Origin of the sequence: Chitinophaga jiangningensis (assembly GCF_900142605.1) — a bacterium.
GTDB lineage: Bacteria > Bacteroidota > Bacteroidia > Chitinophagales > Chitinophagaceae > Chitinophaga > Chitinophaga jiangningensis.
The window spans coordinates 92,500-107,098 of sequence record NZ_FRBL01000002.1 but is presented as its reverse complement, the minus strand read 5'-3'; the positions used below and the strand labels follow the sequence as shown (position 1 = coordinate 107,098).

Sequence of the window (14,599 nt, the reverse complement as noted above, 5' to 3'; positions counted from 1 at the left end):
AATTTTTAGTGCATTCTATCTCCTCTCACCTCAATCTCCTTCAAAATATCTGCTTCCCGCAACAGCCATTCCTGCCAGCGGTTCCGCACTTTCTCTTCATCAAAATATTCATTGGCGAGATCAATAAACAGGCGGTAGTGGCCGGCTTCAGAGATCATGAATTTACGGTAGAACTCGCGCAGGTATTCATCTTCGAGGCCTTCGCTGAGTAAACGGAAGCGCTCGCAGCTGCGTGCTTCGATGAGGGCGAATATGAGGAGGTTGTCGAGCAGGGCGTCATCAGCGCTGCCGCCTTTTACTTTAAAATCGAGGAGGGCATTAACATAATCGTCCTTTCGTTGTTTACCCAATTGCAGGCCTCTTTTCTTCATTTCGGCCAGTACCTGCCGGAAATGCCCCCATTCTTCCGTAACAATGGGCGCCAGTTCCTCGACCAGGCGAACTCTGTTAGGATTGCGCTGGATGAGGGAAATGGCAGAAGATGCGGCCTTTTGTTCGCAGTAGGCGTGATCTGTCAGGATATCTGTCAGGGATATGGCTGCCAGGTTCACCCAACGGGGATCTGTCGGGAGTTTCAGGCCTAATATGGAAACTTTACTCATGATATTTTTGAAAATGTAATTTTTGCGAAGATAAGTTTGATTTTTAACTTGACGGGTATTATGGACTACATCTTACAACAACAGCTGCAGGAGCGGCTGGCGCAGCATTCTTTCCGCAGTTTGCGGCAAACGGGCAACCTGGTGGATTTTTGTTCTAATGATTACCTGGGATTGGCCAGGAGCGGGGCTATGCAGGAAGCGGTGCATACATTACTGCAGGAGAGGCCGCATTGGCAGGGCAGTACCGGTTCCAGACTGCTGGCTGGTAACTATGCCTGGATCGAGGAAGTGGAGCAGGACCTGGCGGCCTTTCATCAGGCAGCGGCAGGACTAGTCTTCAACTCCGGCTATGATGCGAACCTGGGATTTTTCAGTACAGTGCCGCAGCGCGGTGATACCATTGTGTATGATCAGTTGATTCATGCAAGCATCCGCGATGGGGTGAGGCTGAGCAGGGCGCAGTCGTTTGCTTTTCAACATAACGACCTGGCGGATTTGCGGGCGAAGATTGAGCGGGCGGCGGGTCGCGTGTTCGTAGCCGTTGAATCGGTGTATAGTATGGATGGAGATATGGCGCCGCTGGTGGCCATGGCCGCGATGTGTAAGGAGCTGAATGCTTTGCTGGTAGTAGACGAAGCGCATGCTACCGGTGTGATCGGAGAGAAGGGAGAGGGGCTGGTGCAGCACCTGGGTTTGCAGGAGCAGTGTTATGCACGGGTGCATACATTTGGAAAGGCAGTGGGTTGTCATGGTGCAGTAGTGCTGGGTTCCAGGGTGTTGCGCGATTACCTGATCAACTTTTGCAGGGCTTTCATATATACGACAGCGTTACCTCCGGCAGCTGTGGCGGCTATTCAGGCGGCTTACAGTTTATTCCCGTATATGCCCGAGGCGCGGCAGCAGTTACGCGAGCTGGTGGCTTACTTCCGGGCGGGAGCGGCACAGTTGGAGCTGATCGGAAGCGACACGCCGATACAGGCGGTGGTTACTAAAGGTAACGAATATACGAGAACAGTGGCGGCGGCTTGTCAGTCGGCCGGACTGGATGTACGTGCGATCCTGCATCCGACCGTACCCAAAGGGGAAGAGCGTTTGCGCATTGTGTTACACAGTTACAATACCAAAGCGGAGATCGACCAGTTACTCCGCGTCTTAAAACAGTAATGGTAATAATCTAAAATTGGTGTATTTTAGAAATTACATTCTGTGAAATCATATGAGAATTATCCCCGCAGTTATCGCAGGCGCTGTCACTTTATCACTGACCTGGGCGCTCAACACCAAAATAGGATCGGTTCCGCCACTGGGTAAGTTATTGAGTCCGCAGCAAGGCTTCTGGATGAACGCCGAGCCGATAGATGCCACGCGTGATCTCGTGCAGCTGCCGGGTTTCAAGGGCATGGCTGAAGTGTGGTTTGATGATCGTATGGTGCCGCATATTTTCGCTAAAACGGAGGCGGATGCCTATTATGTGCAGGGGTATATTACTGCCCGGGACAGGCTTTGGCAGATGGAGCTGCAAACTTTTGCGGCGGCGGGGCGGTTGTCCGAGATCCTGGGGCCATCAATGGTGAACTACGACCGGGAAACGCGCAGGCGCGGGATGGGCTATGGCGCAGAGCAGGCGCTGAAGGAGATGCTGGCTAACCCTGAAACCAAAGTGGTGCTGGAGTCGTATGCTGAAGGCGTAAATGCTTACATCGCTACCCTTACCGATGCGACCCTGCCTGTAGAATATAAAATCCTCGATTACAAGCCGCAGCACTGGGAGCTGATTAACTCCGCTTACCTGCTGAAATATATGGCACATGACCTCGCCGGCTTTGCTAACGATCTTGAATATACGAAAGCGCGGCAGCTGTTTGATATCAAAGATTTCAACCTCTTATATCCTGATTTTCTGGATAGTACAGATCCAATCATTCCGAAAGGGACCGCCTATCAGGCTGCCACTGCGAAAGCAGTAGCGCCGCCGGACAGCGTGTTGGCGCTGGATGCAGCCTTTATGAAATACCGTACCAATAATCCTGATCCTGCCAATGGCAGTAACAACTGGGCAGTGGGTGGTGCTAAAACCAGGCTGGGTGCGCCTATACTTTGTAGTGATCCGCATCTGGGATTGAGTTTACCATCGCTGTGGTATGAAGTGCAGATCAATACACCGGATATGAACGTGTATGGTGCGAGCTTGCCGGGAGCTCCTGGTGTGATCATTGGTTTGAATGATCATATTGCCTGGGGGGTAACCAATGGGGAGGAAGATGTGAAGGACTTTTATCGCATGGAGTTCCGTAATGGTCGCAGGGAATACCTGTTTAACGGTAGCTATCGCACAGCCGACCAGCGGGTGGAAACAATAAAGGTGCGGGGTGGTGCTACGGTGTATGATACCGTTGCGTACACCGTGTGGGGCCCGGTGATGTATGATAATACCTTTCCGGAGCATACTACCAGTCAGCAGTTCCTGGCGATGCGCTGGAAGGCGCTGGACCCATCCAATGAGTTCCTGACATTTTACAAGCTAAATAAAGCTAAAAATTACGAGGATTACCTGCAGGCGCTGAGTACATATCAATGTCCGGCCCAGAACTTCGTATTCGCCTCGAAAACGGGTGATATTGCGATCTGGCATAACGGCCAGTATCCATTGCGCTGGAAGGACCAGGGCAAACTGATTATGCCTGGCTCCGACAGTACCTATGCCTGGCAGGGATATATTCCGCATGAGGAGCTGCCGCATATTAAAAATCCGGCGCGCGGCTTTGTGAGTTCTGCCAATCAGCGGGCTACTGACAGTACGTATCCTTACCGTTTGTATGGTGAGTTTGATCTGTTCCGCGGCAAGCGTATCAACGAAAAGCTGGCGGCTATGTCCGGTATTACCCCGCAGGACATGATGACGTTGCAGAACGACAACTACAATGAGTTTGCGGCTGTGGCGCTGCCGCTGCTGCGTCAGCATATGGACACCGCAGCGTTAAATAATCAGCAGCGTGCTTACTGGCGTGAGTTGGTGGGCTGGGATGCGGTGGCATCGGCGGAGAGTCGCGGCGCTACGCTGTTTAACCAGTTCTGGATGCATTTTGAAGATACCATCTGGCTGGATGAGCTACACCCGAACGACAGCGTGTACCTGCCATTTCCGCAGTCGACCGCTACGCTGATGTTACTGTTAAAGGACACTGCCTTCAAATTCATCGATAACATTCACACGCCGCAGCGGGAGACTTTATCCGACCTGGTGCGCGATGCTTTTGTGGCTACCGCTGCTGACGCCGCTGCTGCTGATAAGGACGGCAAGCTGGCCCTGGGCAGGTACCGCGGAACGGACATCCGTCACCTTACACGGGTGCTGAAGCCTTTTGGTGCTAACAACCTGAACACCGGCGGAGGTATGCACATTGTGAATGCGACCAAGAAAAACCACGGTCCTTCCTGGCGAATGGTGGTGCAGCTCTCGGATAAAACCGAGGCCTACGGGATCTATCCTGGTGGGCAGAGCGGCAACCCTGGCTCGCCATATTACGAGAACGCCGTTGGCGACTGGGTAGCCGGTAAATACTACCTGCTGCATATTTTCCGCCCTGAGGACAAGGATGATCCGGTGATCCGCTACAAAGCTGTATTTGCAGGCAAATAAAATTTTTTAAAGAAAATTTGGTTGGGAATGAATAATTCCTATCTTTGCACTCCCAATTGAAAAGAGGGTGATTGATTCCGTAGCTCAGTTGGTAGAGCAATACACTTTTAATGTATGGGCCCTGGGTTCGAGTCCCAGCGGGATCACCTGATGGGACAAGTTAGAAATATCTACACTTGTCCCATTTTCTTTTTCCATGAAAGCCTTATCCATATTGTATATTAGCTGAACCGCATAATTAACTCTTGTGGTTCGATATGCAAATCCTGTAAAAATTAGTTTCTCAGGGAATATCGAACCAATGATCTTTCGCTGCGTTTCTACCTCTCCACTTTCATAAAGAAGATCCATTCTGGACATATTTTCCATTCCTTTTTCAAGTATATTCTCTATACTGAAATTCCTTTGAGGTACTTCTACCAATCGTTCTTCTAATTTAGAAATAGATATTTCATACTCCTTTTTGCTTTCGTTAAAGTCTTCGGGTGTTATTTTTTGCTGAAATAAACACTTTCGAGCCTCCCTTATCAAGTCCGTATATGCCTCAATTTGTGAAAGCAGGCTATTTCTTTCATCATTAGCGTGTTTGGTTTGGGCTTGAAAATAGTACTCCAATGCCGGACGGAAAAGCTGACGAAAGGGAGATTGTGGCACATATTTCCGTAGTTCTTTTGAAAACAACTGATTTGCGTGTTCTGCGGGGAATCGGCAGCCGCAGGAAGTAATACAATGGTAGTAGTGATAATGTCGATTGCGGCCTTTGGAAGCACTGCCCGTTAGCACTCTGTTGCACCGTGGGCATAGAAGAAAACCACGCAAAGGCAAGTCTTTATCAACAACAATTTTGGTACGTTGTTTCTTCTTCCTTCCATCGAGGACTTCCTGCACCTGATAAAAAAGTGTTGAAGTGATAATACCCTCGTGTTTCCCTTGCACGAATAAACTTTCTTCATCACGGAATTTTGGAATGTGTATTTTACCGCAATAAACAGGGTTTCTAATGGCAACCCAAAAGTTATTCTTACTACAATTTAAACCGCGTTTGCGGGCCAGTTGTAGGATCTGTTCTGTATTAAATCTACTTAGGGCAATTTCTTCAAAAACCCATTTCATAATGTCGGCTTCCGGCGGAAAGGGTGCGATATATTTAATTTTCCCGGTTTCATCTGTTTTATTTTGATAGCCTATTGGGGCTGTTCCCATCCATCGACCCTCTTTCCGCGCACGGCGCATACCATAAAAAATATTCAAAGCCCGGCGATCATTCTCGGCCTCCGGTACGGCTAAGTAGACAGCCATCATTATCTTACTTTCGGGGACGGTCATATCGAGGGGTTGCTCAATTGCTTGCGGTTCTATCCCTAGTTTGCGAATAATACTTATCATATTATAAGCATCCCCTGCATTTCGGCTGAATCTATCCCATTTCGTAAAAAGCAACAGGTCTACCTGATGCTTTTTTTTTCGCCAGTCCATTAGTAGCTTGTTCCACTGTGGTCTGTTGAATGTTTTTGCGCTATGATCTTCAAAAATAACGTGCCGTATTTGAATGAAATTTCGATCACAGTATTTTCGCAAAACCTCTTCTTGGCTCCGCTGCGAGAAACCTTTATCGCGCTGGTCATCTGTACTAACTCGTATATATAAGTCTGCTACTTGCATAAAGTAAATTTTATCATTTTCACAATTTCATTTCATTCATGAAAAGCATATAGAAATGAAGAACATCTATATTAGAACGCTGCTCACTTTCGTGAGAATAGAATTTCAAGGCTTCCGAAAAACTATCGTGTGTATCTATGGGCATGACGGTGATCTCCATTTGCCGGAGGATTGACCTGGCTTCAATCATTTCTGGAATGTTTCTTGACCAACGATCCCACGAGGTAAAAAGGAGTAATGCTGGTTTTGTAGATGACGATTTAATGCTGTCAAAATATTTCGACCAGCCGGGCCTTTGGAAATTACCAGCAGAACAGTTATCAAATACTTTTTCCCTGATGGTGATCTTATTGAATTGGCAATAGTTTATAAGTGCGTCCTCTTGTCGGCGCTCAAATATAAACTGACTTGCCCGGTTGTCACACCGGGCGCGGATATACAAATCAGCTTTCATGGCTTAAAATTTCAGTGATTGTAATTTCTGCGAATTGGTAGATGATTTCGAGAATCGCAACTGCTTCATCAAGGCTTACAGTAATACCTTGTTCACTTAACAGCTTCATAGCTGTTTCAGGTTTCATTTTCTGCTCCATAACACACCCATATTCAAAATTCACAAATCCAAGTGCTATGCGGGATAATACGAAATTACAAACGAAAAGGATAGAATTTGATGGTTGTATATGGTGTTAAGCAGGTGAAAAATGAGCCATAGAACAGCAAGATGTACTAATGTGTCACAAGATTTTAAAATTTAGAAAAAAAGCAAAAATCAGTTACCAATTTGAATGTTTTTCAAACACTCAAAAAGCTACTTGCAAAATATGGAATAGTAGAAAAAAAACGGTTGGGGCCAGTGTTGATTTTTACCAAAAAGTGTTGACTTTTACCGAATGTTCATTTAAAGGAAAAAATGAGTGTAATTGCTGCTGCGGTCATACGGGAAAAGTAAGTGTAGTAAGGGGTTTTAGACAATAAGAAGTTAGTGCTGAACAAGTGAAAATATTTTTAGGTATTTTTTTATGTATTTGGGGGTGATGTGCTTTCAATAGAATCGCGTTTCTGTTTGGCATTCTTTGCTAACTCTATCAGATGTTGAACATCTTTAACTGTTCCATTGTCGAAAAGGGCTTTCATTCTTGGATGCTTGGCAATAAGTTCATTTTTTGACACTTCCAACCATATCTCATATAGCTTTTCGTATACGCTAAAATAGTAACCTAGCTGGCAGTTATAGAAGTACAAACGACCTTTCAGGAAGGGGGTCTGATGTTCGGTTTTGGTGATTTGGGAAATAGACTGGCCGAGTTGATAAAGTCGGGCTTCAACTGATTTCAATTGAAGCTGTAATCTTGCAGCGGATATATTTTTTAATATCCGGGTGGGAATTAATTGAGGGAACAGTATCATAACAAGAGCACAACAAAAAATGATAATAGGAAGCTAAGAAAAATAATATGAATAAAAAAATAGCAGCTGTTGACTTTTACCGAGCAGCTGTTGACTTTTACCGCCAACATTGGTATATTCGCATTGTTGTACAATTGCAGGAGATAACATACCTTCGCCTGCTCCAACCAAATTATCTTCTGTCAAAGGATTAATGCGTGTGCGAATGATCCCATATATATACAGATACACACACGCATATGTTGCACAAATAAGTTTGCGATACTGTTAATTCTTTTTCGTTAACACCCAATTAAGATTTGGGATTTAAAAGGAATGTATTTTACAACATCCATTTTTGATCTTTATGAATAACATTGATCCAATAATTTCAGAGGAACTGAAAAAGCTCGGAAGTAATATAGAGCAGGTAAAAAAAGCATCTCGAAGCACTATTGCACAACCACCTGCATTGCTGACTATTGGAGGGCAACCACTTTTCCGGCCTTTTACAATTAACGCAATACAAGGAAAGGAAGGAAGTCATAAAAGTAGGTTGGCAGAGATTATTTGTACCGCTGCAATCGCTGGTAAAATGCCGTAGGTAAGCCGGGCGGTAATCATCTTGAAATTGAAGCTAATTTCGATATTCCTTGCCATGTTTTATATGTAGATACAGAAAGAAACATGCAGGATGAATTTCCAACCTCTATACAATCATTAAATAGAAATGCAGGTCATAAGGAACGTTCAATTTCTTCTCGCTTTACCCCTGTTCCCCTCTTGAATATATCACGTATTAACAGGCTGGACGTTTTGCAGTATTATGTAGAGAAGCTGCGAAAAAAAGTGAAAGAACACATGCTTATTGTCCTAGATGTTTCTACAGATTGCATTGATGATTTCAATTCGTCGTCCAGCGCAAATAGGATTCATGACTGGATGAACGTTATGAGAACTGATTTCGATATGACTTTTCTGTTGCTGATACATGAAAATCCGGGAGGCAACGATAAGGCAAGAGGGCATGTAGGAACCGAACTAACGTTTAAGGCTTCCACACAGTTACAAATACGTAAGGTAAGCGAGAAACAGGATAAAGGAAGTGACAAAGAGGACATCGATATATTTCAGATTGTCTTTAAAAAAATGAGGTTTAAAAGACGAAACGCCCCTATTTACATTAAGTATGATGAAGAATTGGAAACATTGGTGAAGGTAGATTTTAAAGAGGACGAGAAAGAAGAAAGGGAACGAACAGGCATAAGTAATGAACTACATGCGGCGCTTGCAGAAGCCTTTACTTTGCAAAGGGAATATTCCCGTGGTGCGTTGGCTTCCTTTGTTGCTAAGAAACTCAATGGGGAATTAAATGAGAATACGATTGCTAGGAAATTAGCGGATCTTAGCCGCGAAGATCAGTTCATTTTAAATATACATGGTGGCGGAAAATTTGTGGCAGAAAAACGTAGCAGGGAAACATTCTACGTCTTTCTGCCAACCCCTGAAAATGAATCTGAAAAGGATTTAGCAGTGGCGAAATAAGGCAGTGTTGAAAACTATTTTTTTACAATAAGCCCTTCTTGTGACGGGTCGTTTAGTACCGATTGCAATACTGCATCCACAATATCCTGTGCATCCTGTTTAATAATAGCAAAATTGTCCATAATATCTTTGCGGGTTACCTGCTTGACTATCGGAATGGGTAGATAAGAATCCTTTTCAATTTTTAGTTGTTCGCTATCTACTTTGACGTGAGCATGAAACCGTTTTAAGTCGATGGGCTGTTCTGGTGTGTCAGCAGTGATGCCCACAAATTCACCGGAAGAAAGATTAGAAATGGTACTTACCGGAACGGCCATTTCCAATTGCTTGCTTCGGGAAATTGAAGTGTCCCCGCTATTTATCGAAATGCTTTCCCGATCCTGCATCGTTTTACCTAGCCGTTCTGAAACCTGTTTGGCAAGTTCCCCGCTTGTTTGACCGATCATGATGTTTCCGCAAATATTGAGGACTACATCTGCCCACTCTTTGCCGTATTGTAAGCGCAGCTGGTGATCTGATTGCATGGCGAGAATGGTAGAAATTAAGTGGCTTCTCGCACTGGCTATTTGGGTGGAGAGTTCCAAGAAAGTCAGGGTGGGAAATTCATCGAGTACAACAGCAGATTTTAGCTTACCTGGCTGATTCATGATCTTACTGATCCTAGTCATGAAAAGGCTGAGAATAGGGCCAAATACTTGTTGCTTTTGTGGGTTGTTGGCTAGGCAAAGAATTTTTGGTGCATCAGGGTTGTTAACATCCAGAGTAAAGTGGTTTCCACTTAACACGTAGTAAATTGTTGGAGAGGAAAGACGAGCCAAGCCGATCTTTGCAGCATCTACTTGTCCTTCCAATTGCTCCATCGTATTTTCAACGAATGCAGAAACGAACGGTGAAATGTAGGCCGAAATTTCAGGCTCCGTTTGTAGCACAGTAAAGAGTTTATCCATCTTTACTTGCATCAGTTCTATGACGTGTGGTAAAGTGCAGTAGCGACCATCCTCATATTTTCGCAAAAACCAAATGATTGAAATAGTAAAATTGATGGCACTTTCCACAAAGAAATCACCTTGTTTTTTTAACCAGCTGGGGTTGGTGCCAAGCATTAAAATGCGTGCAGCTTCTACCGCATCGGATATGTCGTGCATCATTTCTGGAAACAGCGGATTACAACGGTGACTGTGAGATAAGTCGTCAAAGTTTATAACATAGAATGAAGGCTTGTTACGATAATTATTTCTGTTTTTCAGATAGTGATTGTAGGCGATTATGCTTAAATCGGGGTACTTGAAATCATAGAGTACCATTGCATGATTTTTGGCAAGCAATTGCCTGATAGCAGGTTCTATTAGATACCTTGACTTACCCGCTCCGGGACTTGCAACACATAAAAGCCCCCTTGCTGGTGAAACAAAAGAAATGTTTGAATTACGGCGCTGGTTTTTATAGTAGTAGTAAGCAGGAAGGTTTATTGAAAATTCATTTTCCAGTTCTTTCTCCTGCTGCGGAAAGGTTTCATTTTCCTTGTTAAAAATATCCCCGCTCAATCTTTTTTTTAAAGACCTGGCTATTACACTGCCACCCGTAATTATCAGAATGAATGCAAGGCCATTTAAGAGAATATAGGCTGTTGCAGCGGCTTGTGGCGGTAGTCCTGTTATCAAGAGGATTAAGCCGCTGAGAAAGTAGATGATCAGGCCGGAAAACAATAACGCAATACCGGCCTTTACATCTGATTTTTCATCCTTTCTCCCACGTACACCGAGTAAGGAAATGAAAAGAAAGATAAGCGCAATTATTTTTGATTTGATGTAACCAGATAATAGTCCGGTTTTGAGAATGTTTTTAAGAATCTGGTCAGAAATATTGCTTGTCCAACCCATCAATTTGAAAGCATGGTAACAATTGTAATAGCAGTGGATAAGTAGCACTACAATTGCAATCATTCGTGTGAGGTCAATAATTTTTTTAAGACCCATTTCGTTTTCCCCAGTCCTCATTGTCATATCGCACAATTTTGAAATGAATAATGTCTACCGGCAGTCGGAGAATATTTCACAGCTATCCCCACCGACAAAATCGGTGTCACCAAAATCTATAAATGGTATGGTGGTTTGTTGGGTGTATATCCTGTTGTCATCCCGGATTATGGGATTCGCGGATCGAGCGGATAATAGAATTTCCTCTGCGGAAATATGGTTTCGGAAGAATGTAATAGGTAAAGCAATTGACTTTCCTTTTTGCTGTAGCAATGAAACCCTGTTGGGTGGTATGTAGTTGCCAAATTGTTTCTCCATTCGTAACGGGAAATTGAATGCAGCTGGATCATCTTTTGCAATCCTCAATAGTTTTTTTAGCGATTTTTTCCAGCACCACTTGCAATTGCCTTCGTACCCTTTTAGGCGAAGTCTAAAGGGCATTTTAGACCAGAATAGATTAACTTCTACCTTGTTTACGCCGGGGTGGAAACCTCCCGATATTAGGGGATATATCAGCTTCTTTTTTTGTGCATAGGGTGAGATCCGATCAACTTCGTCAGACCGGATGCCGATTGCTGTAGAGTAATGCTTACGAAAGATTTTTTTTGAGAAGGCAGTTATAGGCACCTCTTTAAGTTCACGGGAACAGTGCGGAAGTGCAATATTAGGAATACCATATTTTCGTATCACCTTTTCAAAAGGTTCTCCCCGGCGGGAAGCTGTAAAAAAATCTACTATTGTGTATTTTGTTTTACTTTCCGGCTCACATTCTATCCAAGTGACCGGGAAACCGAAATAGTCGCTGCACTGCTGAATAAACTCTAACGTTTCTTCTCTTTCTTCGCCAGTATTGGCGAATACAAACTGCATTTCATATTCCTGTGATTTGTGTTGCCATAACCACTGTGACATAAAAGCTGAGGTTTCACCTCCGCTGAAGGAAACTATAAGTTTTCTTTTCATGGTAAACTCGTTTTAGTGGAATAATCTTTTACGCTTCTTTTTCTTTCTTTCGTCAAATTCCGCTAATGGAGATGTTTCTTTCTCCACCTCGAAAACTAAGTCTATAGCACCTTTGAGGGTATTTGAAAGTGTCGTATCGTTGGTGCTGGAAATGTTGTCTTTATTTGTAAGCTGTGGCTTCTGCTGTTGGATGATCGGAATCTGCTGAATACGTTGTTGCAGTTGATTTGCATTGTATGGCTTACCGAGATCAGAACCATTAAAAACGGATTGGGTCTTGTGATCCACGTAGGTCAAACCATAGATGATTCCCTGCGCATTCTGGCGGATAACAAGGGAGATTCTTTCTTTCTGTAGGTAGTTCTGTAATTGGTCTATTGTGATGCGTCCTTTTGTTGCAAGAGTATAGTCGATGGCATTTCGTACACGCTGCATATGAGGGCGGCGTGCAACCTGATTTTTTTGGAAGTTTTGTTCTAAATGTTTTAAGGTTGGTTTATTATAGATATGACTGGCGGGAATTGGAACACCAACCTTGTCACCAGCAGTATTGAGTACCCTGTAGACTAGCCCCCCGGACTTGTAAATGCGGGATTCTTTACTGCCCTGATCTGCGATAATGTTGTATTGGCGAAGAACCGCATTCAGCTCCGGTAATGAAGTGTATTTGTATTTTGGTAGTACGCTATCCAGCACATTTGTGATAGCGCGTTTGGTGCCTGATGCAGCGTTCTTGCCGTAGATTACTTTCTCCGCGTTGACTGGTTTTATGTCGTAAATCTGTTGGCGTTGTTTAGAATCTGCACGTATCAAATTAAAGTCTTTTTCTATCTGCTTACGAGCCTTTTCAGATTGGTTCTTTCCGATATTATGGAGTTCGATTCTTTTCCCATTTCTTTTGATGTTGGTAGTGACGATATGGATATGCGGGTGACTGGCATCGGAGTGGTTATAAACAAGGTAAGGCTGGTCACCAAAACCAATTTTCTGCATATAAGAATCAGCAATACTCTGGAGAGTTTCTTTGTCCAATTTTTCTGACGGGTCGAAGTTGAGAGATATGTGGACGCTGTTAACTTTTGTGCGTTCATTTTGTGCTGCAAAATGCTGTAGGGTTCCGAGTTTATCGGTAAGTTTTAGTTCGCCTGTATCTTTCGCAAAATTCTTGGAATGAATAAGCACAGCAGCTGACTGTCGCACTTTGTTTTCATTGTAGTGCAACGCATTCCGTAATGACTTACCGGCATTTATTCTTGCAACCATTTTTCACTGATTTGGGCGATTCTTTCTTTTATTTCACTGACCTTTTCGTACAAGGTTTTACGTCCTGCTTCATTGAGGGAAAGCCATCCTGAGAGGTCGGATTTAGCATTGAGCATATGAAGCCTTTTAACGACCTGGTTGTAGTTATTGGCGATGGCATTTAATTCATCTTTAAGCTGAATTAGTACTGCCATTGCGTCATCGAGCGATTGGTTTCTGTGATACATTTTGATAGGTTTGTCCAGCAGGATTTTTCGGATATGCTCACTGAACTTTTGGCTGGACGAACCGGAGAACTGGTTGAATAGCTTTTGGTATTCTTCCGGCGTAAGCCGGACGTGGAGGTGCTTGTCACGATTGATCTTTTGTCCTTTCATTTGATAAATTTTAGATGGTTTGAAATGGTTCCTTTGCCGCCTGTGGCGGTTCCCGGCCCCGACTTCGGAGGTAGGCCGGCCAGATTCGGTTGAGCCTTGTGGCACAACCGTACATCTGGCCGATCATGGCGCAGCAGATGATCTCAGATTTTGGCATGGTGACCAAAATGGCTATGGCGGTATGGATGCTGCAATGGATCTATTGCGGAAGTAGCCCGAAGCCCTGGGCAATCTGTGATCTGCTGACGGGAGTTGTTAGGGGCTTCGGTGGTTGTGTTGTTGTGATTGGTTCTTTTGTTGTTGTGGCCCTAAGCTGGTAACCCATTCGTTCAGGTCTTTATGGGTAGCATATAGCTTGCGTTCATCGATGAATTTTTGGCAGTCGATGGCTAATGCTTTCTTGGTGAATTTGTCGCCGGATTTATCATTGTCAAGAAATAGCCTGATGTTATCATGGGCGGTCATCCGGGATAAATTGTTGTCGAAAAAGGAGAGAGAATTTAGTATGAGATAGTTTGTTTTCGGCGGGTTATTACGGTGCATTGCCTGATGGGTAAGAAAGTTAAAAAAACCTTCAAATACTGCAAGTTCACCAGCTTTGTTATCAATGAAAGTGGAGGTCTTTGGAGAGCTGCTGGCCTTGATATATTGGTTGCGGAGTTCATAACCTCCGGCATCATTTGGAAAACCGAGGGCATAGTAATTTTTGCCTTTGAGAGAATAGTGTACTTCTTTTAGAAATTTTTCAGCTGTAGGCATAGGAATACCACGTTGCCGTACATACTGAATCAATGGTATGGAGGTAATAGGTTTTACACGATTTATGGTGATTTCGCTATCTGTTTTGATCGCCGGTGAATACTCTTTTGTTGGTTTGAACATGGGGGCATTAGCGTCTAGTTTTTGCAGGAGTTCTTTTACAGAACATTGGTGGTACAGAATGCCAAAATCAATAAGGTTTCCGCTTTCCCCACTGCCCCAATCTTTCCATTTATTCATCTGCCGATTGATCTTAAACGAAGGCGTTTTCTCGTCAGGTCGAAGTGGGGAAAAATACCAGTAATGCGGCTCGTTTATTTTTTGTGGCTGGAAGCCTAGCTTGGCGAGGTAATCGACCATATCCAGCGACTTAGCTTGCTCTATTGTCATAACTCACAGTTTCAGATTTCACAAATCAATATT

Annotated in this window: 13 protein-coding genes, 1 tRNA gene and 1 pseudogene; 5 read left to right on the top strand and 10 right to left on the bottom strand. The window is 44.0% G+C overall.

Annotated features, from left to right (window positions below):
• Nucleotides 1-5 precede the first annotated feature (5 nt).
• Nucleotides 6-602: a MiaE family protein gene (gene miaE, locus BUB18_RS04960; RefSeq protein WP_073078705.1), complete on the bottom strand. Its 597-nt coding sequence runs from the start codon at nucleotides 600-602 to the stop codon at nucleotides 6-8.
• A gap of 60 nt (nucleotides 603-662) precedes the next feature.
• Between miaE and BUB18_RS04955 the strand changes: the two genes are divergently transcribed.
• From BUB18_RS04955 to BUB18_RS04945, 3 genes are all read left to right on the top strand, one after another.
• On the top strand, nucleotides 663-1,766 hold the full coding sequence (locus BUB18_RS04955; protein ID WP_073079539.1) for an aminotransferase class I/II-fold pyridoxal phosphate-dependent enzyme: 1,104 nt from the start codon (nucleotides 663-665) through the stop codon (nucleotides 1,764-1,766).
• A 52-nt stretch (nucleotides 1,767-1,818) separates the two neighbouring features.
• Complete coding sequence (locus BUB18_RS04950; RefSeq protein WP_073078704.1) at nucleotides 1,819-4,242, top strand: penicillin acylase family protein; 2,424 nt, start codon at nucleotides 1,819-1,821, stop codon at nucleotides 4,240-4,242.
• Between the two features lie 73 nt (nucleotides 4,243-4,315).
• Nucleotides 4,316-4,388: transfer RNA gene (locus tag BUB18_RS04945), tRNA-Lys, on the top strand.
• 526 nt (nucleotides 4,389-4,914) lie between these two features.
• On the opposite strand, the pseudogene BUB18_RS30180 reads toward BUB18_RS04945, so the two are convergent.
• The 4 genes and pseudogenes from BUB18_RS30180 to BUB18_RS29595 all read right to left on the bottom strand — a co-directional run.
• A pseudogene (locus BUB18_RS30180) lies at nucleotides 4,915-5,904 on the bottom strand (recombinase family protein); the annotation flags it as partial.
• Nucleotides 5,905-5,923: 19 nt separating this feature from the next.
• The gene (locus BUB18_RS04935) at nucleotides 5,924-6,358 is read right to left on the bottom strand and encodes a recombinase family protein (RefSeq protein WP_073078702.1); all 435 of its coding nucleotides are present in this window, start codon (nucleotides 6,356-6,358) and stop codon (nucleotides 5,924-5,926) included.
• Complete coding sequence (locus tag BUB18_RS29600; RefSeq protein WP_178372088.1) at nucleotides 6,348-6,497, bottom strand: hypothetical protein; 150 nt, start codon at nucleotides 6,495-6,497, stop codon at nucleotides 6,348-6,350. The genes BUB18_RS04935 and BUB18_RS29600 overlap by 11 nt, the downstream gene beginning before the upstream one ends.
• Before the next feature lie 427 nt (nucleotides 6,498-6,924).
• A complete protein-coding gene (locus BUB18_RS29595; protein WP_178372087.1) occupies nucleotides 6,925-7,314 on the bottom strand; it encodes a hypothetical protein in 390 nt (129 codons plus the stop codon).
• 346 nt (nucleotides 7,315-7,660) lie between these two features.
• Here BUB18_RS29595 and BUB18_RS04920 point away from each other — a divergent pair, with 346 nt between their 5' ends.
• Together BUB18_RS04920 and BUB18_RS04915 are read left to right on the top strand one after the other, a co-directional pair.
• Nucleotides 7,661-7,897, top strand: a complete 237-nt coding sequence (locus BUB18_RS04920) for a hypothetical protein (protein ID WP_073078698.1) — start codon at nucleotides 7,661-7,663, stop codon at nucleotides 7,895-7,897.
• An 83-nt stretch (nucleotides 7,898-7,980) separates the two neighbouring features.
• Nucleotides 7,981-8,838 carry a hypothetical protein gene (locus BUB18_RS04915; protein WP_073078697.1) on the top strand — a complete coding sequence of 286 codons (858 nt, stop codon included), beginning with the start codon at nucleotides 7,981-7,983 and terminating at the stop codon, nucleotides 8,836-8,838.
• 14 nt (nucleotides 8,839-8,852) lie between these two features.
• Here BUB18_RS04915 and mobC read toward each other — a convergent pair whose 3' ends face one another.
• The 5 genes from mobC to BUB18_RS04890 all read right to left on the bottom strand — a co-directional run bounded on the left by mobC (nucleotide 8,853) and on the right by BUB18_RS04890 (nucleotide 14,566).
• On the bottom strand, nucleotides 8,853-10,841 hold the full coding sequence (mobC, locus tag BUB18_RS04910) for a conjugal transfer protein MobC (protein ID WP_073078695.1): 1,989 nt from the start codon (nucleotides 10,839-10,841) through the stop codon (nucleotides 8,853-8,855).
• A 27-nt stretch (nucleotides 10,842-10,868) separates the two neighbouring features.
• Nucleotides 10,869-11,777 carry a phosphoadenosine phosphosulfate reductase domain-containing protein gene (locus tag BUB18_RS04905; RefSeq protein WP_073078694.1) on the bottom strand — a complete coding sequence of 303 codons (909 nt, stop codon included), beginning with the start codon at nucleotides 11,775-11,777 and terminating at the stop codon, nucleotides 10,869-10,871.
• A gap of 12 nt (nucleotides 11,778-11,789) precedes the next feature.
• Nucleotides 11,790-13,040 carry a relaxase/mobilization nuclease domain-containing protein gene (locus tag BUB18_RS04900; RefSeq protein ID WP_073078693.1) on the bottom strand — a complete coding sequence of 417 codons (1,251 nt, stop codon included), beginning with the start codon at nucleotides 13,038-13,040 and terminating at the stop codon, nucleotides 11,790-11,792.
• Nucleotides 13,025-13,417, bottom strand: coding sequence for a plasmid mobilization protein (locus tag BUB18_RS04895; protein WP_073078691.1), 393 nt, complete (start codon nucleotides 13,415-13,417; stop codon nucleotides 13,025-13,027). Before BUB18_RS04895 ends, BUB18_RS04900 begins: the two co-directional genes overlap by 16 nt.
• A 255-nt stretch (nucleotides 13,418-13,672) precedes the next feature.
• Nucleotides 13,673-14,566, bottom strand: a complete 894-nt coding sequence (locus tag BUB18_RS04890; RefSeq protein ID WP_073078690.1) for a toprim domain-containing protein — start codon at nucleotides 14,564-14,566, stop codon at nucleotides 13,673-13,675.
• Nucleotides 14,567-14,599: the final 33 nt, after the last annotated feature.